The organism is Agarivorans sp. MS3-6 (assembly GCF_054112545.1).
This window is the reverse complement of sequence record NZ_CM134202.1, coordinates 2,879,714-2,902,406: the sequence shown is the minus strand read 5'-3', so window position 1 is coordinate 2,902,406 and position 22,693 is coordinate 2,879,714. Positions and strand designations below refer to the sequence as shown.

Sequence of the window (22,693 nt, the reverse complement as noted above, 5' to 3'; positions counted from 1 at the left end):
GCAAGCTCAAGCTTTTTATATTTATTTGATATGGATTCAACTAAGTACAGTATTTACTTGTTTTACAAATGGCTCTTTCAACAAAATAAACCGCCAAATATGGAGCCCAATAAACTAAACGTCCTTACAAAATAGCGACAAATTTTGTAGATGCTAAGCCTGATTTAAGCTTTTCTAAAGCCTCAGGAATTTCATCAAAAGAGATGGTTGATAGTCGAGAGTTTACAGCTAGTTGGTGGTCCCTAATTAAGGTACTAAAACCACGCCTTAAACTACGCATTTCTCGTGGAGAGAAGTGTTTGTTGAATACATTTAAGGCTACTTCATGAATCGAAATAGCCTTATCAAAGCTCGGAAATGGATTTTTCTCAAAACGATCTTGGATAGTAACGATATGACCATTTACATCTACAAAATTAAACAGGCTTTCAGCGCTCGCTCGGTTTACAGTATCAATAGCGGCAAACGCAGGCTGCGCCGACAAAAACGCGCCCAAATCGCGACGCCAACTAGATTGTTTATAGTCAAAACATTGTGTAACACCGGCATGTTTTAATGCTTCATGATGCTTGCTATCCGCAACAGCAACTACATTAAATCCTTTATTTACAGCTATTTCTGCAGCCAGTCTACCTACCAAGCCACCGGCACCATTAACCAATAAATATGACCCACAAGAAGTGGGTAGTTTCTCAAGAGCCTGCCACGCGGTTAAGCCTGTGCAGGTAAGAGCTGTCGCCACATGAAAATCCACATCACTAGGAATTTCAAAAACTAAACGACCGTCGACCACTGCATGTTCCCCATAGGAGCCTTGGCGAGACAAAGACTGATGATAAGCAACTCGCGCTCCAACATTAACATCAGACTCGGGGCCCACTGCTACAACAACCCCCGCCCCATCAACACCAGAAACTTTATACCCATCTCTCCCCACCATACCGGGGTGGATTATTTTCCAATCTACGGGATTTAAGGAGATAGCCTTGTTTTCAACAACAACGTCGGTTCCCTGCGGTTTATTAAGGGCAAGCCAACGCAAGTCCATGTCTTGTGGCTCTGATATATCGGTGGTAAATGTCCATGCTTTGGACTGATTAGGAAGTGAGTGCATATTCAACCTTACTACTTAAATGGCAAACATCAAATTATCATCACAAAACAATAACGATAACGTTACGAATAAAGATTACCACTTCGTAGCTAAGTTGCAACAGCAACAGAATCGGCAGTAACAAAGGCAGTGAGTGGTGGTAGGCGAATCAGTTTAGTAAGGCAAATTTAGTCAAAATGATAGTAAATATTGCAGGTATGGTATACCGAGCCTCACCCAAAAAAACAAAAGCGAGTTAAGCCCAGTATATAGTTCTGGTTGTTAAATACTTGAACAAGTTATTTGCTAATTCAGCACCTTGTTAAGCAGAGCCAGAGTTTTAGCTGAGCCATCATACTCGGAATGAAGATCACCCTCATATTCAGCAGATAACACACCACTAAATCCTGCCTCCGTCAAAATACTCACACATCTAGCAAAATCAACTGTTGTTTCATTACCACTCTGATCAAAAGCGTAAGATTTAGCGCTGCCGCCTACCGTAATATTAGCTAGATCCTCCATACCCTGATAACGGTCGTACAAACGCTTTGGCGAATGACGCCAACCTCCCATAAAAAAGTTATCAAAATCGATATAAACTCCCGTGTTGTCCCGCTCAACACTTTCAATTAGCATCGCCAACCAAGCCCCATTACTCGATGGATGACCATGATTCTCCACCACAATACTAATACCCATCGATGCTGCCGAATCACATAATACCTTTAAGCTTTCACTACAATGGCGAAGTTGTTGTAAGTAACTACCGTCACCATAAGCATTTACTCTCAACTGAGAACAGCCTAATTCTGCAGCGGCCGTTAGCCATTGCTTATGCAGATCTATCGACTTTTGCCTTTCTTTAACACTACTCGCAGCCAAATGCCCCAGCTCGTCACACATCAAACAAGCAAATCGCACCCCTTGCTGTTCAGCATCCTGTTTCCAGCTACGTAGCCACCGAACATCTGATGCTCTCGAAAAAAACAATAAATTAACCAGATCAACCACCTTCACACCTAGTCGGAGTGCCTGCTCGACAATGTCGCGGTTGGCCATACTTCCGCGAAGTACTTTTTCCGGGTCATTTTGCAAAGTTACTAAGTATTTGTCGTAGTCATCTCGACTGTCCCCGAGGATAGCCCGATGAAACGCCCACTGTGATAAGCCCAACTCAATTTGATTTTTCATCTATCAATTTCCCACTTACTCGCAAAATATATTTAGCTTTGCGTACTGCAACAACATAATGGTTTTGCCATCAACGATTTCGCCATTCTCAAGCATCGAAAAAGCTTGCTCAAAAGGAAGCTCTAACACTTCAATATACTCATCTTCACTGGCTAGCCCCCCGCCTAAGGTAGGCCGCTCTGCACCTGAATAATCTGCCACAAACAAGTAGTTCTTTTCGGTTACCGCTCCAGGAGACATATAGGTAACCATAACAGGTTCGGGATCATTGATGCTAAAGCCCGTTTCCTCCAGGATTTCTTTCTTAATGCATTCCTCTGGAGGCAAACCCTCTAGCACACCAGCACACACTTCAATCAGAAAGCCACTGGTATTTGAATTTAGATAGCTAGGAAATCGAAACTGTTTAACTAACACCACAGTTCTCTTTGAATAGTTAAACAATAATACTGCTGCACCATCACCTTTATTTAAGACTTCTCGGTGCTGAGATCGCCAGCTCCCCCCTTCAGTCTTATATCGATAAGAGTATTTGGAATAGGTATACCAATGCTTAGATAACACTAAACTCTTCAAAATCTCTACTTTAGTTCGGCTCATTAAAAACCATCTCGCAAAAAAAAACCGCTGCAGGCAGCGGTTGGAAAGAATCCGGAAAAAAGAAAAGGATGCTACAAATAGCTAATGAAATGTATTAACTTGGAAAGCGCTTAAAACACATTTCACAAACACCATACCACCCCATCAATCGTAACGTTACGATTTAAGCTGTATAATTTGACTAAACTCACAAAAATATAAGCAATCAGACGATTCCCTTACAAAAAGCAGATCTAACACACACAATCGTAACGATTCGATTAATCTATGGGTTAATTGATCATACATTAGTTAACGTCATGTATAGATTGACCAACGCTTATAAAAAATTACTAGGTGATTTAGTAACGTTAAGACTTCACCACAAACGATTCCGTTACCTTGGGCCACAAGACCCGGCTTCACCACCAGAAAGGTAACGTTACGAATAATGTAGTCATTAAGGATTAGAAATGTTCAGGATAAACAAAATCGCTTCTGCGCTAACGCTCGCTTTAGTCGCCACTCAGTTTACTGGGTGTGACGCCAGTTATGCCAACGACCCAACCAATGGTGGCGGTGAAGAACCGGGTTACGAATCCCCTGGTGGTAACGGAACCAGTGCAAATACTATCTCTTATCAAGGTAACGACATTTACCTTAACGGTGTGAACGTAGCATGGCTTAGCTTTGCCGAAGACTTCGGCCAAGGTTTAGATGAAACCCAACTAAATCATATGCTCGACCAAGTGAAGGAAGCGGGTGGCAACACCATTCGGTGGTGGATACACGTAAACGGAACCCAAAGCCCAGTTTGGAATGCAGACCGCAGCGCTATTGCACCAACAGCAGACCAACAACAAGTAATTGATGACATTGAGCGAGCCCTAGACCTTGCTCAAGCAAAAGGTATTTACGTAATGCCATGTTTGTGGTCTTTCGACATGCTGGCTGCGACACAAGCAAATATGACCAATCAAGTGTTAAGCGCTAACCACGCACTACTCACCGATTCAACGGTTCTTCAGGGCTATATTGATAACTTTTTAAATCCACTCCTAGACCGAGTTGCAGGACATCCCGCTCTAGTGGCAATAGACTTATTTAATGAACCAGAAAACATGACTGAATCTTGGTTTATTGATCGTGAAAGCTTAGACAGCGCTCTAGTCCCCGACTACAACGACATTCACACAACAACAGCTATTTTAAGTAATGCCATCCATAACAAAGCAGATGAACTGGGTGAGCAGGTACTTGTAACTACTGGGCCTAAATCTCTTGGCTTGCTAAATGCTGATGGTTTTGGTGGCACTAATCATTATTCCGATGCCAATATGATTGCCTTAGGTGGTGATAATGCAGCGCTAGATTTTTATGCGCCTCACTATTATGACGATCAAGGCAAAGAGGGAGCTTGGTCACCGTTTTACCACAAAGCCAGTTATTGGGAGTTAGATAAACCCGTAGTTATTGGCGAGTTCTTCGCAGATAAGGATGCATACAAACCAGCTGAGTTCGACTACTTTGGCGACCCAATTGGTGAAGAACAATTGTGTGTAAGGTTAGGTGAGAATGATTATGCTGGCGGTATTTCATGGCAATGGACCAACCAATACCAAGCGTCGGTACTTAATTGTGTTAGAGCCTTAAGCGGAGCAGAAGCGCCAGAACCAAGCACCGGTACTAGCTACGACTTTGAAGGTGAAGATGTACCATTTGGATTCAGCTCATCTTCTGATAGCTCTGGCTCTGGTCAATTAGACATAAGCACTGGGGAAGGAAGAGATGGTAGTAATGCCTTAAGCTTGTTAGTAACAGAAGCAGAGGGCGAGAAACAATCAAACCTTTTACTACCAGTTGACCCTCAAACTATGCCGGAAGTGGCAACCGTTAACGTTTGGGTTAAAATTCCTCAAGCTGCAGCAGACGCAGGCTATAGCGGTGGTAAGATCTTTGTTAAAACCGGTGATGCTTGGACTTGGGCAGAAGGTGATTGGTTTAACGCTAATGTAGGCGAATGGACACTTTTCTCTTGGACGCCAGAAACAGTTTTAACCGATATTAGAGAGCTGGGGGTTCAAATCTACGCAGGTGAAGACACAGCTGCTGCTGATGGCATAGCTATTCAATTTGATGATGTAAGCGTACTCGCTCAAGCGGAGTTGCCAGAGCCACCTGTAGAACCAAGTTTTACCTATGACTTTGAAGCTAATGACAGCGTACCTACAGAGCTTACTGGCACATCGGATAGCAGTGGAACAGTAGTTCTTTCGCTAACAACTGACGGCGGCGTAGATAGCTCTAAAGCAGTACTGATGACCGTTAATGAAGCAGGGGCAGAGAAGAAGCCTAACTTTGTTCAAGCAGTCGGCGGCAGTGGCACCTTAAGCTCAGCTAGCTTCATGGTTAAGTTATCTAGCGAAGCGGTAGCAAGTGGCATTACTGGCGGCAAAGTATTTGCTAAGACTGGTGAAGGTTTTACCTGGAATGAAGGACCTTGGACAGATCTAACAGCAGATACCTGGACAGAAGTTAGCTGGACACTTCCTGTTGACGGAGCACTTAGCAACGTTCAAGAGCTAGGCCTAGCCTTTTATGCAGGCTCTGGCGATGCTGCCGTTAATGTAGAAATTACCATCGATAACATTCAGATAGACAATTAAAACACCGGCCCTAAGGAGTAGCAAAATTGCTACTCCTTTTATTTTCGCTATAAGCCTATTCGGTCTACACTTTCTAAGGCAAAAGACTATCTATTAATACTACATAGGGGGTTAAATTTGCTCAAAATAAAATATTTATCCTTTTTTTTGATGTTCACCCTGCTTTGTTTCTCTCCCCTATCTTGGGCACTGAACATATTATTTATTAATCCAGCACAAAAGGGGCAGCCCAATTGGGATAAAGCTCAAGAACTAGTAGCTACCGCAGCCCAGCAACTTAATATTAAAGTCATTTACAAAAGAGTAAATGAAAAGAAACGAAGCGCCCTGTACCCTATTTTTGAAGCTTTAGAGGATAAAAGCACTCCCATTGATGCTGTCATTTTTATGGCCAGTAGCGGTGATGACAACGCTCTTCTTTTTTCTACCTTAGAACAGCTACAGCTTCCGTTTATCACATTAGAAAACTCTTTAGACGAACGCGACTATAAGAACTTAGGCTACCCTAGAGAAAAATTTAGCTACTGGTTAACTCAAAAAGGCTTTAACGATCATGAAAGTGGCTACAAATTAGCCTTAAGCCTATTTAAAGAAGCAGAGCGTATGTTTACACCTCCGATAGAGCTAGTTGCCCTATCAGGAAGGCATGATGAGATATCAGCACTACGAAACCAAGGTCTCCTTGATGCACTAGAAGAAACAAGTGAAGTAAAACTTAATCAAATTACTCATACCAACTGGAGCCAAGCTACCAGCAAAGCTAAAACCCTTAAGCTACTAAAACGATTTCCAGATACCAAGATCATTTGGTGCGCATCTGATAGCAACGCACTGGGTGCTCATCAAGCACTAGTAGAAATGGGATTGAGGCCTGGTATTGATGTAATAATTGGAGGGGTTGACTGGCAACTTGATATCTTTCCACTAATGCTAAGAGGCGAATATCATGTTAGTGCCGGTGGGCAAGTATTAGCAGCCGCTTCTGCTGTAGTTTACCTTTACGATTATTTCAATGGAGTAAACAAGCAACTGCTAGCCAATATGCCCAATATTCAGGTCGACCTAGTTACTCAGCACGATCCTTTACTTGTTCATCAGCTTCAACAAGCAAACTGGAATAATATAAACTTTAAAAAGATGAGCATATTAACTACATCTGAAGCTGCATTTTTTCCAACCGGTATAAAACTGCTAATTAAAGATTAACTAGCATTTCTCAACCTATACACCTTGGGAGAACACCCTACGGCTTGATTAAAGCTTTTAGAAAAGCTGTAAGCATCGCTATATCCCAAGTGCGTGGCAATAATCGCTAAACTCCATTGACTATAACGTAACAGCTCTTGAGCCTTCTCTATCCTTAAGTAAATAAGGTGTTGATATGCAGAGCGTTTGAACAGCCTAGTTGAAACTCTGTTTAAATGCGCTTCACTTAAACAACTCAAACTAGCTATATCTTTTACCGTCCAGTTTTGATGCAGCTGCAATGACACCTGTTCAAAGGCAGACTTCACTCGTTGTTGAGCGGTGTTTTGCCCTGCTCCAAGTAACAAGGCACTTTCTAAATTAGTCACGAGTTCACTCAACCATAAGCTTTGCTTTACCGGGTTACAGTGCGAAGCAATCATTAAGCTTAATAAAGCCCAAACACTCTCAGCATACTCACTGGCTACCACTTTTTGCTCATTTAGTTGGCTACCCAACCACAACCTTTTCACATCTAACAGCAACCAAGCCATCTGCCAGTGATTAACGTCATCACCAATAAAAAACCTAAATGGCTTTCCCGCAGGTAGTACCGCTAAGGAGTTTGCTGTAAGCAACTGAGAACCATTGCAGGTCTGCAGTAAACCTTGACCTTGTAAGGTAAACAGCAAGGTATGCATACTAGGGCCTTTGCGCTCGACCAAATACTGCTCTCGCATGTCGGCGAGGCCCGCCATATAGATTTCTTGTTCACGTAATCCAACAATTTTCTGTTGGGTAATAAAACGCTCTCTGCAAGAGTCGTGCATACTAACCCGGTCTTTATACTTACCCTCAATGATTGGAATGGACATTAACCCGCCTGAATTCAACATGTATAAAGTAGGCATACTAGCTTACATTATAGGCGTTTACCTAGAGGCGTTTATCATGTTAGCAAAAACTCGTTCCCATAATCCCAAGATGCTACACAACTTTACTCAGTTGGCCTTGCCTGTTGCTCTACAAACAGCCTTGGTTGCCAGCCTTTCTTTAGCCGATGTTTTAATGGTAAGTGGTTTAGGACATGGCGCTACCGCCGCAGTTGGCGCGGCTAGTAAATGGCATTTTGTAATAATAATGATAATGGCCGGGCTAGCCAATGCAAACGGCTCTCTTGTCGCTCAATATTGGGGAAAAGGAAACATAGGCGAAGCCAAATCAATCACCGTTATCACACTCATAAACGGTGTTAAGTTGCTGCTACCAATATCTTTATGTGTTGGCGTATTTTCTAAGCAAATGATGAGCATGCAAAGCGATTCCAGCCTAGTCATATCGGTGGGTAGTGAATACTTGCTAGTTAGCCTGCCAATGCTAATTCTCACCCACTTTGTGATCGGCACAGAATCTAGTATGCGAGCTAGCGGTCAAACTTGGCTACCATTATTCATGGCTGCTTTTACCATCTTTTTGAATATTGGGTTAAACCATTGGTTTATTCATGGAGGAGCAGGTGTGCCTGCGCTCGGAGTTGCTGGAGCAGCCTTAGCGACAACAGTCGCGCGAGTAATCCAATTAATAATATTGGGGTTGGTACTTCTTCGGATGAAACACTGGCTACTATTTACTCCCTGCACAGGTACAATGCCGGCACTGCGTACTAAATACAGAAAACTCGCCGTTCCGTTAGTCTTTAATTCGCTGCTTTGGGCTATAGGCACACTTAGCTATCAAATAATCTTTGGAAGAATGGGAACAGAAGAGCTTGCTGTATTCAGTATGCTTGGTCCATTTGAGTCTTTAAGTCATTCCTTATTTTTTGGTATGGGAGTGGCTTGCTCAGTGGTGGTAGGTCAACTTCTAGGGCAAGACAACTTTGAAGAGGCTTATGTTGTCTCAAAACAATTTATTGCTCTTGCTTTTATTGGTAGCTTAGCCATTGGCGCAACAATTATAGTGAATACCATGACAGTACTTAACTGGTTAAACCTAGATCAACCAGAACTGCTGCCAATGGCGAAACCAGCTCTAATTATAATGGCGGCTGCTATGTGGCTAAAAATGCTCAACCTAATGGTCATTCATGGGGTATTAAGAGCAGGCGGTGAAAACAAGTTTTGCTTAAGAACAGACTTTTTAGCGATGTGGCTATTTGGCCTTCCGCTTACTGCTTTTGCAGCCATATGGGCTAAGTGGCCATTTGAGTGGGTCTACGCAGCAATGTTCGCCGAAGAGGCCGTGAAGCTGGTGTTGTGTTTTCGTCACTATTTTACCAAGGCCTGGCAAAACAATTTAACCGCTGAACAATTGTGTTAAAAAAAGCGCAAAACAGAGTTACTAAGGAAAAGGCGGTCAACGCGCTGACAGTCACTAAAGCTTGCCGTTTTATGGGTATCACTCGACAAGCCTTTTATAAACGCTGTCATAACGAAAGCAGACGTAGTGAGCATGAAGCGCTTGTGTTGTCATTGGTTGTCACCAAACGAATGACACAACCTCGCATTGGCACGCGTAAACTCAAATATCTTCTTGGTATGGAGCAGGTCGCCATTGGGAGAGACCACTTGTTTGCTCTATTGAAACAACACCGTCTATTGGTTCCTCATCGGCGCGCCTATCACCGCACAACAGATAGTCACCATCGTTTTTATTGTCACCCTAACCGCATAAAAGAAGGCTTAGCCCCAGTTAAACCTGAACAATTGTGGGTAGCAGATATTACTTATATTCCCACTCAAACCGGTGCAGCGTATTTGAGTCTTGTTACCGATGCTTATTCGAGGAAAATTGTTGGTTATCACGTTGATGACAACATGAAGGCGCGCAATACTGCTCTTCGGAATATCAAGCATTACACAAGAAGTACCATGTTACCTGCTCAATGACAGATGGATATGATTGTTATCAAAATGCTTTGGCGGAGAGGATTAATGGGATATTGAAAATGGAATATCTTTTGATGAAACCAAAGGGGCTGAATGAAGCAAGAAAGATGGTTGCGGAGTAAGTCGACCTCTATAATCAACAAAGGCCGCACACGGCCTTAAAATACAAAACGCCCGATGAAATACATCAGGCGCCATAACCTTAAAAGTGTCAACTCATATCAAGACGGGTCACTAGAAGCCACATAAGACCTTATGTGGCCTTAGGGTTTCCTCTAGTCCAGTAACGTTAAAATTGGCCACCAATGCACCATCACTTACCGGCTGAACTTGCGCCAAGTAATAATCCATTGTGTACAGTTCGTTAATAAAGTCACTAGTATTAAATGGGTAAATACTGGTGGTATCATTATCAGTTAAACGCCAATTTTCCCGTTTACCTTTTTGGCCTTTTTCACCTGAAGTAACGTAAACATCACGACCAATATATGCCAGCCAAGCGATACTCAACTCAGCCTTGCCTTCGCGACACTTGATTCTTAATGTGGTTCCTTGTGGTGCACTAGACTCGTTAGTATCAACTTTGAGCAACGCGAGTACGTTGTTTTCCTCGTCATCAGCGTCACGCTTCAATGTCCAGTTTCCGGTTGCCACAAGAGGCGTGGCAACAAAGGCAGCGGCCTTTTTAGAGATGTGGGTTTGCGTACTACCCTCATTGGTTTGCAAATCTCTCATTGTGCTGTCGTAGCATTGTAAACGCTCTAAATGATCGACGACTGAAACACATCTATTCAGTGAGTCCACCTCAGCGGCATTAGACCAAGGAGCAACCAGCATTAATGTAGCAATCAATCCTTTTTTACTCATAATTTCCTCTCGCGTTCTGATTAACTCTTAGACTATAGTTTGGCTGAAGACCTGTATATAACCAATTCTGTTTGTGCGTAAATCGTGCTACTGTTGCTAGGCTCTTGATAAAAAGAACTGCCGTTACGCCAATAGTTGTCTTGGCCATTCATTTTCATTTCGCCACTCAATACAAACCAAATACATGGCCCGGTATTTTTTGGTAACTCTAGGGATTCACCAGCCTTTAAACGGTATTCGGTTAAACAGAAATCATCCACTGGTACAGGGTATTCTAAACCGCCATCTTGCGCGATGGGCTCAATAACCTCGGCTTTAACTGGCTCAAAACTAACAATACTCAGTAACTCTTTGGGATCGACATGTTTACTAGTTAAGCCTGCTCGCAAGACATTATCTGAACTTGCCATTAACTCAATGTTCTGCCCTTCCAAATAAGCGTGAGGTATACCGGCATCTTGGAAAATCACGCCGCCTTTTGGCACGTAACAAAGGTTAAGTAACAACACCATTAACAGGCCAGCTTCCAATTGAGCATTAGCAGACGCAGCTCTGATATAAGCTCTCATCATCCAAAAATAGGGACTATTTTTAGACAAGCAATTATTTTGATATGCGTCTAAGTATTGATTAACGATTGGCATAATCAACGGCGCAAGTTCGCTACTAGGTATCGCAAAGATATGACTTACAAGTTGCTTAGTGCCCCCCAAGGTAAACGGAGAGAGTAAACACTCAAGGCTTTCTTCTTTCGATAGCAACGCCGTAATTTCATGGTCAGATTTAAAACCATGCAGTAACCAAAAGTCAGAAAGTGCCAGCATTAACTCTGGCTTATGATTGGCATCTTTGTAGTTACGCTTACTGGGTTCTATTGCTGAAACTTGTTCAAGTTGAAAACCCTTCTCCGCTTGCCCTTTCGTAGGATGCACTTGAATCGACAACGGTGCTTTTACATCCAATATTTTGAGCAAAAATGGCAACCGCTTGCCAAAACGTTGGATACAAGGCTTGCCTAAGCGACCTTCATAATTAGCCGCCATCCAATCGTTAAGTGGGATGCCATTGGATAAGGTGGCCACACCATTAGGGTGATCACCTAGCCACAACTCTGCCATGGGCTCACCCGAGGCGTGTTCCTGGCCGGTCAATAAAGGAATATAGAACTCCCCGCCCCAATCATAATGTTGTTCAATACCCTTAATTTGTATCATCTTTTCCTCGTTACATATTGAGTAAATCAAAAGTGTGTTAATGGAATTTATACCCGCTGCATCCTAAGGTGACTTGAGGGTTTGTATTTGCGTTAGCTCGCCTTGCTGCTCTTGGGTTCGTTGTGCAAGAATTTGACTTTGAGCTGCAACATCTGCGGATGTAGACGTACTCTCTGAGAATGCCAAAGCGATGCCTTCCAAAGACTCGGATATCTCTGCACAGGCACTATGCTGCTCTTGGGTTGACTGAGAGATAAAATTCACATCCTTTTCCAAGGAATGCATAAGGCTATTAATGTCTGAGATGCTTTGCTTGCTATCTTGAACAGCTTCGAAGTTCACCTTCATGTGTTGGTTGCACTGCTGCATATTACTAACAGCCTTTTGTGACGCTGCTTGTAAATGCTCGATCATGTCTTGGATTTGCCCAGTCGCATGAGTGGTACGTTTTGCTAAATCGCGAACCTCTTCTGCCACTACCGCAAAACCACGCCCTTGTTCACCAGCCCTGGCTGCTTCAATAGCCGCATTAAGCGCCAGTAAATTGGTTTGGTTTGCAATATTTTCAATGACTTCGAGGATCTGACTGATATCTTGACTTTGTTGATACACTTCATCGATAACTTGAGAGCTAGTTTGGATTTGACTCTGTAATTCTGTGTTGCTTTGATTATTTGCTTCGATGGCCACGCCGCCAGACTCCGCAATCTTGCTAATTTTTCTACTTTGCTCCAAATGGTTTTGAGTTAACTCCCTAACGTGGCTACTGGTTTGCTCCAATTCGCAAACAGCACTAGAGATCCGAGAGACTGCCGCTAACTGTTCGTCGCCACTTTTTTTAACCTTGGTCGTTTGCTCGGCGTTATTTAATGAAATGTCATAGATGTCACTACCGTGGCGTTTGATTTGCTCAAACAAATGGCTGTTGGTACGAATAATTTTTTGCAGCTGTAAGGTGAGTTCTGAGAACTCTTTAGGCCAACGAGTGCTGATCTCTTGACTAAAATCGCCATCAGCTAACAAACTCATTTTCTCTAAGCAGTAGTCTAAAGGTTGCCGAATCTTTCTTGTAAGTACATAACCAATAACCAATACAATCAACAAACAAAGCAGCATCACTGCCAGTTGAATATTACTTACAGTATCTAGGCTTCCGGCGATTAGCCGACTGTTTTGTTGGCTAACGGCTTTTAGCTGAGCGCTCACACTAGCGACTAACTCATTCATTCGATACAAAATGCCTTGCTGCTGAGCCAACTCTAACTCGGCTTCTTCGCTGGCTTTGGTTTGAGCAACCAACAAATTTGTTAGTCGATTATCTCCAAATAGAAAATCGGAGATTTGCTGGCTAGCGTGCAAAAAGTCTTTTTCGCTGGTGAGTGCAGGAAAGTCTTCTAGAATGATTTCGAGTATATCTAAATAGTTTTCTTTGGCTGAAGTAATAGCGCTATCGAGCTGAAACACCTCGTTACTATTGTCAGCAAAAAAAGCGCGATAACTCATGTCGAGTAGGGCATCTCTTAAGTCAGTATATTCCTCTAGTTCTTTGCGTAAGAAATAATCGTCTTTGATATATCTGGCAGTCACTCTATCTAGCACTGAGTTGGCGGTAGCCACCTGATTAGAGAGCTCATTACGGAGATTTTGAGTTTTTTCAGCCAGAATAAGGCTTTCAAAATGCTCTGTTTGAATAGACTTAGCCAACAAACGCAACGAAGCTAAGTCATCTTGAAACTGTCGCTGCTGCTCTTGGTTAAGATAAACCTGCAATAGTCCCTGTTGATAAACCTCGCTGATAGCATCGAGTATTTGGTTATTTTTTTCTTCAAAGGCACTTTGTAAGGAAACATCTTTAGTTTGAACTAGCTCCAGAATAGACTGTTGGAAGTTAGAAAGGTTGAGCCGCATTTGATTGGATGCTTGGTCAAGCTTGGCAGAGTCTTCCATTAATACGATAATGGCCTGCTTGGCCTGCTTTGTTTGCTTAATGGCAATACCGGTAGATACCGCGTATAAGCCCAATACAATGGCAAATGAGATGAGAATTTGAATCGTGATACGCATAGAACTCTCCAAAGTTGTTGCTGAGAGTGCAAAGGGGAGCTCATGGGCTCCCCATTATTTTTATTTAATTGCTAAGTAGTTAGGCTGTAGGTTTAAAACCAAACTTCGCCCTGTACACCAAAGTTCCAAGTATCTGTTTGGCCATCACGGGTGTAACTTGTACCAATGCGATCACCTACTTCGTCATCCCACTTGGCGTAAGTAACGAAAGTACGGATTTGAGGGCGGCTCCAGAAGCCTGATTCAAAGGTAATAGTGGGAGCAATAGTTGCCTTAACTAAACCACCTTTTTGCTCAGAACTTGTGTTATCGAAATACTCGTAACCCACTTCATATTGCATTGCGAAGTTTTGAGCAATTTGGTGGAAGGGACGGACGCCAACAGCCCAACGATTTACATCATCGCCCTCGCCTTCAACAACGTTACTCCAAGGTTTGTAGTCTTTATCTTGCTGATAAAAAGCAAAAGTAGAAATATCCCAATTACCAAAGCTCGCTAAGCCGTCCAATACACCACGCCAAGATTTAGTGCCTTTACTGTTAGCAAAGCCCCAACCATTTTTACCAAGTGAATCACCTGCCGCTAAACCTTCACCATATTGAAGAACCGCGCGCGAATAACCATTGGCAAAGTTATAAAAGCCATCAAAGTTATAAACAGCGGTAAGGCCTAAACCCTCTTCAGCTGCATTTGAGTGCCAAGTGTGTGGCTCCATTGTGTGAGCTACAGCTTGTAAATCGAGCCCTACACCACCGATGTCTTTAAGCCAAACGTTCAAAGAGAAGTCATCAGAGTAACCCTGCACAGTGCCATCTACTGGCTCTTCAGAATTACGGTCGCTAGGCATAAACGCATATACACCTACATCCAAACGCGCGAAACCCAAATCGATTTTATCTGCACCGCCACCAGTACCGTTATATTGAATGTATTCCCAGTCATATTGGTGATTTGACGCATTACTCGAGCTGTAACGCTTACCAGCCCACCAAACGACTCCAGGTGCGAAGGCAACGTTTTCAAGTTCAACAAAACCTTCACGGAATTGGATTTCGTGACCATCACTATCAACACAGTTCCAGTCTGCTGTACAGGTGGTTTCGTGAGTTAAGTTAGCGCGAACTCTGGCAATTACGCCCTCGTCAGTAGTCATAGTAACGGTAGGAAGTAACTCTATTTTGGTGTTGTGTTCGTTACCTAAACGAAATTTTGCTGTATCACTCCACAAACCAATGCGTTCCGCACGAGTACCGTCAGCGTTAATTAGCAAACCACTTTTAATGTAACCATGCATACCAAAATCGGTGCTTACCGCAGAAGCCGAGCCAGCAGCGCAGGCCAATGCTAGAAATATGCTTTTATTTAGAATTGATCTTTTCATATCGTTCCATCTTATCGTTAAGGAAAAAATTCAACCCGCTGCTATGTTCCCTATTGCTACTGCGCAGCGGACCTGTTGAAATAGGCAGAGCTATAATATCAACAAAAAATGGTAACGTTACGATCCCTGATCACATTTTTCGCGCAATAAAAACATCTAAAAATAAAATAAGCAAAAAAAACAGGCATAACCCATTGATTTAAATCAATTTAATCATCAAGAAATGAGAGAGGGAATATTTTACGCAACGTTACGAATGAGACTTGGATCACAAGAGAATATTTTAGCATGACTGTTATTACGATTATTTCATACCGCCAGCCAGGATGATGGTATCGATACGAAAAAGCGGCCAGTGGCCGCTTGGTAGATACAAAGGATTAGATTACAAAGCTAAGTTTAGGTCAATTAAAGCAATTCGCTGCTTAACACACCCAGCAGAGGTTAACGGATCTTCTGGCGTGTTGGTCACATAATCTACTAGCTGGTCAATGCTAGTAGTAAGTACATGGCAACGGGTATCTGACGACGCATAATAGATATACACATCGCCGCTCTCTCGGGCAATCATGCCATTACAGAATACAACGTTAGATACGTCGCCAACTCGCTCTTCACCTTCTGGCGCTAAGAAATAGCCGCTAGGACGGTGAGTCACTTTCATAGGTTCGGCTAAGTCCGTCATAAAACAATACAACACGTAGCGTAAACCAGCAGCAGTATTGCGAACCCCATGGCCAATATGTAACCAACCTTTGTCGGTTTTCAATGGCGCAGGGCCCTGACCATTCTTTGATTCTTTAATGGTATGGTAGGTTTTTGGCTCAATGACGTGCTCAATATCAACAACACACTCTGTCATTGAATCAGCAAACGCCATACCAATACCACCACCCTTACCTGCTTCAATAAAGCTATCTTGCGGACGAGTATATAAGGCATACTTTCCATCAATAAACTCTGGGTGAAGTACTACATTTCGCTGCTGAGCCGAATTGGTTTTCAGATCTGCAAGTCGTTCCCAAGTTTTTAGATCCTTGGTTCTAACGATGCCGCATTGCGCTACTGCTGAAGATTCATCACCAGGAGCAGCATCAGGATCTTTGCGTTCAGTACAGAACAAACCGTAAACCCAACCGTCTTCATGTCGAGTTAAACGCATATCGTAAACGTTAGTATCTGGAACTTCTGTTTCACCAATTTCACAAGGTTTATCCCAGAATGTAAAACCATCGATACCATTGCTGCTTTCGGCCACTGCGAAGAATGACTTACGGTCATGACCCTCAACGCGGGCAACCATGTAAAACTTGCCATCTAATTCAATTGCACCAGGATTAAGCACTGCATTAATTCCAAGGCGTTCCATTAAATAAGGATTGGTCTCAGCATTTAAGTCATAGCGCCAAGTTAACGGTGCATGCGCGGCTGTCAAAACAGGATCTTTATAGCGTAAAAATACCCCATTCCCAGGCAATTCTGCTTGATTTACTTTAGCGTGTAAGTGCTGGTGCTCTGCCTGCAGCATTGTTAATCGTTGTTGAAATACCGACATATTAACCTCTAGAAAACTTCAGAATTGTTCTTGATGTACTCAACCAATTCATCAACTTGGGTATAAGCAACAGCTGAATAGGTATCTGCTGCACCGTAGTAAACTGCAATACGGCCAGTATCTGCATCTGCTAAAGCAGCACAAGGGAAGGCAACGTTTGGCACAAAACCAGCTGTTTCATACTCTTTTTCTGGAGTTAATAAGTAATCACGAGTACGGTACTTAACTTTCCAAGGCTCATCGATATCTAGAATGGCAGCACCAATACTGTAAACAAAGCCATTACAAGTACCTGAAACACCGTGATAAATCATCAACCAACCTTCACTAGTCTCAATCGGAATTGGACCGGCACCAATTTTAGTACCTTGCCACCAACCTTCTCCGCCTTTACCCATTACATGGCGGTGCTTACCCCAGTACTCCATGTCGTTACTGTGGCTTAAGAACACATCACCAAACGGTGTGTGACCGCTGTCTGAGGGGCGGTTAAGCAAAACATATTGGTCGTTAATTTTACGTGGGAACAACACACCATTACGGTTAAATGGTACACAAGCGTTTTCTAGACGAGTAAAGGTTTTAAAGTCTTTAGTCAAACCCATGCCTAATGTTGCACCGTGATCGTCGGTACACCATGTTACGTAATAGGTATCTTCGATTTTTACTACGCGGGGATCATAAGCGTATGTAGGCTGAAACGGCTTACCTTCTGCGTCGACCCACTGAATAGCTTCTTCTTCAAACTCCCAATTTAATGCATCTTGGCTGTAACCTACGTGTAAGTGCGGACGACCATTTTTGTAGTCAGAACGAAATACACCAATAAATCCATCGTTCATAGGTACTACAGCACTGTTGTAAACTCGCGCCGCAGCCGGAAACGGATTCCAGCCAATGATTGGATTTTTACTGTGACGCCACATTACATCTTGGCAATCCGTTGAGCGGTCTTCCCATGGAATATTTGGTAGGGATTCACCCAAAATTTTTACTGTCATTGCTTACTCCAGCTTAATCAAATTGTTTTAGAATATTTAAAATTTGTTGTGTTTTTTGTTCCATCAACTGTCGGTCACCACGTGATTCCACGTTCAACCTAACAACTGGTTCAGTATTGGAACTTCTCAAGTTAAAACGCCACTGCTCGAATTCAAGGCTAATGCCATCTGTTTTATCTATCAGAAGTGCTTCATCTTTAAAGGCTTCAAGCACTGCTTTAACCGCATCTCTTGCATAGGCCAAAGTGCTATTAATTTCTCCAGAGATGGGGAAGTTTGCCTGCTGCTGCTTGACATACTGAGAAAGAGATTGCTCACCGTTTGAGACCAATTCAGCAATTAACAACCAAGGCAGCATTCCACTGTCACAATATGCAAAATCACGGAAATAATGATGGGCGCTCATTTCGCCACCATAAACAGCATCTTCGGCACGCATGCGTTCTTTAATAAAAGCGTGCCCCGTTTTGCTTTGTATCGCTTTACCTTTAGCCGCCTCCACAATATCGATGGTGTTCCAAGTTAAACGCGGATCATGAATAATTTTTGAGCCGGGTTGTTTGGCTAAAAAGGCTTTGGCTAATAAGCCAACAATGTAATAACCTTCGATAAAATCACCGTTTTCATCGAAGAGAAAGCAGCGGTCAACATCGCCATCCCAGGCAACCCCAAAATCAGCGTGGTGCTCTAACACTGCTTTACGTGTATCTTCACGATTTTCTGGCAACAAAGGATTTGGTATTCCATTTGGAAAGTTTCCATCTGGTTGGTGGTTTACTTTTATGAACTCAAAAGGTAAATGTTCTTCGAGGTTATCTAACATGTGGCCAGCTGCGCCGTTCCCCGCATTCACGACGATCTTAAGGGGCTTAAGTTTGGCCGCATTAACAAAGCTCAATAGGTGTTGAGTGTATTCACTAGAGATGTCGTAACGTTTCGATTTAGCGGCAAAAATAGACTCAATAGGCTGTGAGTAATCAGCACTCGCGACTAGTGCTTTAATTTCGTTTAATCCGCTATCACCACTAATCGGCTTCGCAGATTCTTTCACTAACTTCATGCCGTTATAGTCTTTAGGATTGTGGCTAGCAGTAACCATGATTCCACCGTCCAAACCTAGGTGGTCAGTAGCAAAATAGACCTCTTCAGTACCGACTAAGCCTAACTCGACAACCTCAACGGCACTATCTTTTAGGCCCTTTATTAGCGCTTCAGCAAGTTCTGGGCTACTCAAACGAATATCGTAGCCAACAGCAACGTTTTTCGGCTTTAGAAAATCGGCATACGCTCTGCCTATGCGATAAGCCAGTTCATTATTTAGTTGTTCGGGTAACTTACCTCGAATATCGTAAGCTTTAAAAGCAGATGTATTATGCATGTCCTATTCACTCCAAAATCGTAACGTTACCATTTTACGATACTAAACGCTTAATTCAAGAGAATTAAAGCTAAATACTAGGGAATGTGACTTGTAACCGCTTTATCTAAGCCGTACAAGCCACGCAAGATGTCTCAGTCTTGTCTATTAACGTTGGTAATAAACGGTTTTTTGCAAGGTTTGCAGGTGTTTCACTGGCTCTCCGTTTAACCTGCGAAGCAAGTGTTGAATTAACTTTCGACCCACTTGGTGGAAATCTTGCCTGTACCCCGAAATCGGCGGCATAAAGAAACTAGGAAGATCACATGTCTCAACTAAAACCACATCTATATCATCACCGATGACTTTACCAGTATCCTGAATGCCAGCCAGTAAGCCACAAGCACTAATTTCAGAGCCACAAATCAAGCCGTCAGGAGCGTGCTCGCTAGACATCAGCTTATTGCCTAACTTACGATAGTCGTCAACGTCAGAATCGAAAATAATATTATTTTCAATTTCGAAATCATAGCCAAACTCTCTTGCGGCCCTGCGAGCACCATAATACTTATGCCAAGCATAGGTGTAGTCGTGAGAGGAACTTAACAAACGGATGCTTTTACGGCCCTGCTCATACAGTTGTCTAGCTGCTCGATACGCCATGTCATGATTGTCGATATCCACATAAGGATGCTCAATGCTCATTTCGGTTTGGCCAAATGTCACAAATGGGATTTCGTTGTCGTGCAAGTAGGCTACGCGTTCATCCTGAGTTTTCGTCAGGTTGAAAATCATTCCGCCGCATAGATTATTCTCATATGCATATCTTACCGGCTCCATCGGATCTTCATCTGGTGCCATTGGCAATACGGTTAGGTGGTAAGGAGTCCCCTTAAGTGCAGCAGTTAATCCCTCGATTAAAGCCAAAGAACCTACATCCCCCACTATATCTCCAGGCTTAGTTACGGGTAAAATAGCACAAATATTGCAATTGATACCTGTTCTTAAACCCACCCCAGAAGGGTTAGGTCGATAACCAAGTTTTTTGGCAGCAGCCTTAACTATTTCTTTGGTAGGTTGTTTGACGTCATCACCATCTTTCAATGCCCGAGACACAGTAGTGACAGACAAGCCCGTATATTCCGCAATAGTTTTTAACGTTGCCTTTGCCATGGTTTCCTTCACTTCCTCTACATAAATTCGTAACGATTTCAAAAGGAATAATCTCACACCCCCCTTTTGCTAACAAGGATATGGATAGAATACTCACCTATAAATGCAAAAGTTACGAATCATGTCAAAGTTTTCGGTTAATAGGTGACCTATTAACCGAAAAAAACACTTTCGATAAGGAATGATTTTTACAATCGAATCTCTGTCTCAGCGTTAAACAATGAAATATTTTGCAGATTAAAATGCAAACCGAAACTATTTCCGTTTTTGATTTGAATGTTAGCATCTAGTTTCGCTCTGACTGATTGGCCGTGCATGTCAAATTCAGCTAGAGTCTCAGAACCGGTCATTTCAAAAGCCGATACTTCTAACTCTGCTTCAAAAGCACTATTAAGTGGTGATTGGGTAATATGCTCTGGGCGTATTCCCAGTAAAACCTGCATGCCCTTTTTCGGCTCTTGGGTAAACTGATAACTTGGGATAGGAATCAGAATATCATTCACCAGTACGCTCCATCCACCCTCACTAGCTACCAACTCGCCTTTCAACAAATTGATCTGTGGTGAGCCAACGAACTTGGCAACAAAAACATTACTCGGCTGATTGTATATTTCATAAGGCGTACCGATTTGTTGGATCTCACCTTTGTTTAACAACACAATTTTGGTGGCTAATGTCATTGCCTCAATTTGGTCGTGAGTAACGTACAAAATGGTAGCGTTTAACTTAGCGTGTAAATTTTTAAGCTCTAAACGCATTTCGCCGCGCAATTTAGCGTCTAAGTTACTTAAAGGTTCATCAAATAAGAACACTTTAGGATTACGCATTAGCGCTCGACCAATAGCAACCCGTTGGCGCTGTCCGCCAGACAGTTGCGCAGGTGTTCTGTCTAGCAAGGGCTCTATCTGGAGCAACTGAGCAACTTCTTTAACCCGCTTTTCAATTTCTGCTTTTGGCTTTTTATTGATCAACATGCCAAAGCCAATATTCTCAGACACAGTCATATGCGGGAACAGTGCATATGACTGAAATACCATAGCTATGTCGCGGTTTTTAGGGTCTTCCAATGTTACGTCTTTGTCGCCAATGAAAACCCCTCCCGCGGTGACATCTTCTAGACCGGCAACCAAACGTAATAAGGTTGATTTACCACAACCCGAAGGGCCTAATAAAACGGTAAAACCTCCAGCTTCCATTTCCAAATCAATATCATCGATAATTACATTTTTACCGTAGGTTTTGTTTAATGCTTTAACTTCAACAGCATGCATAGCTATTTTCCTCATAACTGGTGATTCTTGAATAAATTTCTAGGCACGCACGGCCATTATGGTATGGGCACTTCCAAGGCTCTACTTTAGCTTCGTTGGTGTAAGGGTTGCCTTGCCGGTCAGTTTTCCAATGCCATTCGCCATTTTTGGTGTCTACGATTTGGTTTTTAATAATGCTCCAACAGCCTTGGGCTACCGCCCAATACCTTGGGTCAAAATCTTTTTGAAAAGCATTGTAGAACCCCACCATAGCTTCAGCTTGTACCCACCATATACGGTCGCTATCTAGTAGTTTTCCATGCTGCAATTCGTTAAAAATGGCGCCATCTATATCTCTACCTTGTTGCAAGGTCACATCGGCCATTCGAGTTGTTAGTTCATAAATACTTTTAGCTAGCGCTTTATCGCTGATGCAACCCGCGGCATCGTCTAACAACCAAGTTCCTTCGATGTCATGTCCGTAAGAAACATCTTTCGACACACACTCCCACTCTCGACTAAAGAACAACCCGAAGTGTAAATGTTCATCAACAATGGTGTCGCGAAACAAGAGCAGTAATTCGCTAAGACGTTTTTCAACTAGAGCATCAGGCCAAACTCTGTATAAGTTTGCGTATGCTTCTAAGATATGTAGGTGTGTATTCATCGATTTTTCTGCCAATACTTCCTCAGAAGTATCACAAACCAACGTGTTATCAATCGCTTGCCATTGCTGGTCAAAAGCTTCGATATAACCGCCATTGATTTGGTCATACGCATTAGATTCCGTTAACGAAAACAATTGTTTTGCTATATCCAGTGCTTCTTGATCCTTAGTGATACGGAAGTATTCGGTTAAGGCATAAATGGCGAACCCTTGATTGTAGATATGCTTTTGTGGATCTTTAATCTGTCCTTTACGATTAAGCATCCAGTAAACACCGCCATGCTCGAGGTCTAACGCCTGTTCTTTAATAAATAAGTAAGCATGCTTAGCCGCTGCCAAATACTTATCATTGGGTAAGATTCGATGTGCAGCAGAGAAGCTCCATAAGATACGTGAATGCAGTAGCACCGCTTTATCATGATTTTTATCAACCGCTCCGTTGAAATCGGCAAAACAGTGAAAACCACCATTTGTTTCGTCTATCATGTCAAGCCAAAAGCTTAAGATATTGTTATCTATCTCATGCGCCATTTCTTGCTTAAAGTCTTTTAATTTCAT

17 protein-coding genes and 1 pseudogene are annotated in these 22,693 nt (G+C 42.7%); 4 read left to right on the top strand and 14 right to left on the bottom strand.

What is annotated here, in order from left to right:
* Positions 1–124: 124 nt before the first annotated feature.
* The 3 genes from ACVFI8_RS13345 to ACVFI8_RS13335 form a co-directional block, all read right to left on the bottom strand.
* A complete protein-coding gene (locus ACVFI8_RS13345) occupies positions 125–1,114 on the bottom strand; it encodes an alcohol dehydrogenase catalytic domain-containing protein (RefSeq protein WP_457871603.1) in 990 nt (329 codons plus the stop codon).
* A gap of 285 nt (positions 1,115–1,399) precedes the next feature.
* Positions 1,400–2,287, bottom strand: a complete 888-nt coding sequence (locus ACVFI8_RS13340) for a sugar phosphate isomerase/epimerase family protein (RefSeq protein WP_457871602.1) — start codon at positions 2,285–2,287, stop codon at positions 1,400–1,402.
* A gap of 15 nt (positions 2,288–2,302) precedes the next feature.
* On the bottom strand, positions 2,303–2,887 hold the full coding sequence (locus ACVFI8_RS13335; protein ID WP_457871601.1) for an NUDIX domain-containing protein: 585 nt from the start codon (positions 2,885–2,887) through the stop codon (positions 2,303–2,305).
* A gap of 452 nt (positions 2,888–3,339) precedes the next feature.
* On the opposite strand from ACVFI8_RS13335, the gene ACVFI8_RS13330 reads away from it, so the two are divergent.
* Positions 3,340–5,532: a cellulase family glycosylhydrolase gene (locus tag ACVFI8_RS13330; RefSeq protein ID WP_457871600.1), complete on the top strand. Its 2,193-nt coding sequence runs from the start codon at positions 3,340–3,342 to the stop codon at positions 5,530–5,532.
* Between the two features lie 117 nt (positions 5,533–5,649).
* Positions 5,650–6,738, top strand: a complete 1,089-nt coding sequence (locus tag ACVFI8_RS13325; protein WP_457871599.1) for an ABC transporter substrate-binding protein — start codon at positions 5,650–5,652, stop codon at positions 6,736–6,738.
* Here ACVFI8_RS13325 and ACVFI8_RS13320 read toward each other — a convergent pair.
* On the bottom strand, positions 6,735–7,592 hold the full coding sequence (locus ACVFI8_RS13320; RefSeq protein ID WP_457871598.1) for a helix-turn-helix transcriptional regulator: 858 nt from the start codon (positions 7,590–7,592) through the stop codon (positions 6,735–6,737). The genes ACVFI8_RS13325 and ACVFI8_RS13320 overlap by 4 nt on opposite strands.
* Between ACVFI8_RS13320 and ACVFI8_RS13315 the strand changes: the two genes are divergently transcribed.
* Both ACVFI8_RS13315 and ACVFI8_RS13310 read left to right on the top strand, forming a co-directional pair.
* Positions 7,585–9,036 carry an MATE family efflux transporter gene (locus tag ACVFI8_RS13315; RefSeq protein ID WP_457871597.1) on the top strand — a complete coding sequence of 484 codons (1,452 nt, stop codon included), beginning with the start codon at positions 7,585–7,587 and terminating at the stop codon, positions 9,034–9,036. The genes ACVFI8_RS13320 and ACVFI8_RS13315 overlap by 8 nt on opposite strands.
* Positions 9,030–9,854: pseudogene (locus ACVFI8_RS13310) on the top strand (integrase core domain-containing protein); the annotation flags it as partial. The gene ACVFI8_RS13315 and the pseudogene ACVFI8_RS13310, both read left to right, overlap by 7 nt.
* On the opposite strand, the gene ACVFI8_RS13305 reads toward ACVFI8_RS13310, so the two are convergent.
* The 10 genes from ACVFI8_RS13305 to ACVFI8_RS13260 all read right to left on the bottom strand — a co-directional run bounded on the left by ACVFI8_RS13305 (position 9,840) and on the right by ACVFI8_RS13260 (position 22,693).
* The gene (locus tag ACVFI8_RS13305; RefSeq protein WP_457871596.1) at positions 9,840–10,472 is read right to left on the bottom strand and encodes a type VI secretion system-associated protein TagO; all 633 of its coding nucleotides are present in this window, start codon (positions 10,470–10,472) and stop codon (positions 9,840–9,842) included. The pseudogene ACVFI8_RS13310 and the gene ACVFI8_RS13305 sit on opposite strands and share 15 nt — an antisense overlap.
* Before the next feature lie 32 nt (positions 10,473–10,504).
* Entirely contained in the window at positions 10,505–11,686 is a 1,182-nt protein-coding gene (manA, locus tag ACVFI8_RS13300) for a mannose-6-phosphate isomerase, class I (protein ID WP_457871595.1), read from the bottom strand.
* Between the two features lie 63 nt (positions 11,687–11,749).
* Positions 11,750–13,750, bottom strand: coding sequence for a methyl-accepting chemotaxis protein (locus ACVFI8_RS13295; RefSeq protein WP_457871594.1), 2,001 nt, complete (start codon positions 13,748–13,750; stop codon positions 11,750–11,752).
* A gap of 92 nt (positions 13,751–13,842) precedes the next feature.
* Complete coding sequence (locus ACVFI8_RS13290) at positions 13,843–15,132, bottom strand: carbohydrate porin (RefSeq protein WP_457871593.1); 1,290 nt, start codon at positions 15,130–15,132, stop codon at positions 13,843–13,845.
* Positions 15,133–15,517: 385 nt separating this feature from the next.
* The gene (locus ACVFI8_RS13285; protein WP_457871592.1) at positions 15,518–16,687 is read right to left on the bottom strand and encodes a glycoside hydrolase family 130 protein; all 1,170 of its coding nucleotides are present in this window, start codon (positions 16,685–16,687) and stop codon (positions 15,518–15,520) included.
* Positions 16,688–16,695: 8 nt separating this feature from the next.
* The gene (locus tag ACVFI8_RS13280; protein ID WP_457871591.1) at positions 16,696–17,688 is read right to left on the bottom strand and encodes a glycoside hydrolase family 130 protein; all 993 of its coding nucleotides are present in this window, start codon (positions 17,686–17,688) and stop codon (positions 16,696–16,698) included.
* A gap of 13 nt (positions 17,689–17,701) precedes the next feature.
* Positions 17,702–19,066: a phosphomannomutase CpsG gene (locus tag ACVFI8_RS13275; RefSeq protein ID WP_457871590.1), complete on the bottom strand. Its 1,365-nt coding sequence runs from the start codon at positions 19,064–19,066 to the stop codon at positions 17,702–17,704.
* A gap of 147 nt (positions 19,067–19,213) precedes the next feature.
* Positions 19,214–20,218 (bottom strand): LacI family DNA-binding transcriptional regulator, encoded by a 1,005-nt coding sequence (locus tag ACVFI8_RS13270; protein WP_457871589.1) that lies wholly within the window; start codon positions 20,216–20,218, stop codon positions 19,214–19,216.
* Between the two features lie 188 nt (positions 20,219–20,406).
* Positions 20,407–21,489, bottom strand: a complete 1,083-nt coding sequence (locus ACVFI8_RS13265) for an ABC transporter ATP-binding protein (protein ID WP_457871588.1) — start codon at positions 21,487–21,489, stop codon at positions 20,407–20,409.
* A complete protein-coding gene (locus ACVFI8_RS13260; protein ID WP_457871587.1) occupies positions 21,476–22,693 on the bottom strand; it encodes an AGE family epimerase/isomerase in 1,218 nt (405 codons plus the stop codon). The genes ACVFI8_RS13265 and ACVFI8_RS13260 overlap by 14 nt, the downstream gene beginning before the upstream one ends.

What these genes read in the sequence shown, in the direction of transcription:
- ACVFI8_RS13295 (WP_457871594.1), bottom strand. Translation starts at nt 13,750, where the DNA reads ATGCGTATCACGATTCAAATTCTCATCTCATTTGCCATTGTATTGGGC.
- ACVFI8_RS13275 (WP_457871590.1), bottom strand. Translation starts at nt 19,066, where the DNA reads ATGCATAATACATCTGCTTTTAAAGCTTACGATATTCGAGGTAAGTTA.
- ACVFI8_RS13330 (WP_457871600.1), top strand. Translation starts at nt 3,340, where the DNA reads ATGTTCAGGATAAACAAAATCGCTTCTGCGCTAACGCTCGCTTTAGTC.
- manA (WP_457871595.1), bottom strand. Translation starts at nt 11,686, where the DNA reads ATGATACAAATTAAGGGTATTGAACAACATTATGATTGGGGCGGGGAG.
- ACVFI8_RS13340 (WP_457871602.1), bottom strand. Translation starts at nt 2,287, where the DNA reads ATGAAAAATCAAATTGAGTTGGGCTTATCACAGTGGGCGTTTCATCGG.
- ACVFI8_RS13335 (WP_457871601.1), bottom strand. Translation starts at nt 2,887, where the DNA reads ATGAGCCGAACTAAAGTAGAGATTTTGAAGAGTTTAGTGTTATCTAAG.
- ACVFI8_RS13260 (WP_457871587.1), bottom strand. Translation starts at nt 22,693, where the DNA reads ATGAAATTAAAAGACTTTAAGCAAGAAATGGCGCATGAGATAGATAAC.
- ACVFI8_RS13280 (WP_457871591.1), bottom strand. Translation starts at nt 17,688, where the DNA reads ATGACAGTAAAAATTTTGGGTGAATCCCTACCAAATATTCCATGGGAA.
- ACVFI8_RS13305 (WP_457871596.1), bottom strand. Translation starts at nt 10,472, where the DNA reads ATGAGTAAAAAAGGATTGATTGCTACATTAATGCTGGTTGCTCCTTGG.
- ACVFI8_RS13320 (WP_457871598.1), bottom strand. Translation starts at nt 7,592, where the DNA reads ATGTCCATTCCAATCATTGAGGGTAAGTATAAAGACCGGGTTAGTATG.
- ACVFI8_RS13290 (WP_457871593.1), bottom strand. Translation starts at nt 15,132, where the DNA reads ATGAAAAGATCAATTCTAAATAAAAGCATATTTCTAGCATTGGCCTGC.
- ACVFI8_RS13345 (WP_457871603.1), bottom strand. Translation starts at nt 1,114, where the DNA reads ATGCACTCACTTCCTAATCAGTCCAAAGCATGGACATTTACCACCGAT.
- ACVFI8_RS13285 (WP_457871592.1), bottom strand. Translation starts at nt 16,687, where the DNA reads ATGTCGGTATTTCAACAACGATTAACAATGCTGCAGGCAGAGCACCAG.
- ACVFI8_RS13265 (WP_457871588.1), bottom strand. Translation starts at nt 21,489, where the DNA reads ATGCATGCTGTTGAAGTTAAAGCATTAAACAAAACCTACGGTAAAAAT.
- ACVFI8_RS13270 (WP_457871589.1), bottom strand. Translation starts at nt 20,218, where the DNA reads ATGGCAAAGGCAACGTTAAAAACTATTGCGGAATATACGGGCTTGTCT.
- ACVFI8_RS13315 (WP_457871597.1), top strand. Translation starts at nt 7,585, where the DNA reads ATGGACATTAACCCGCCTGAATTCAACATGTATAAAGTAGGCATACTA.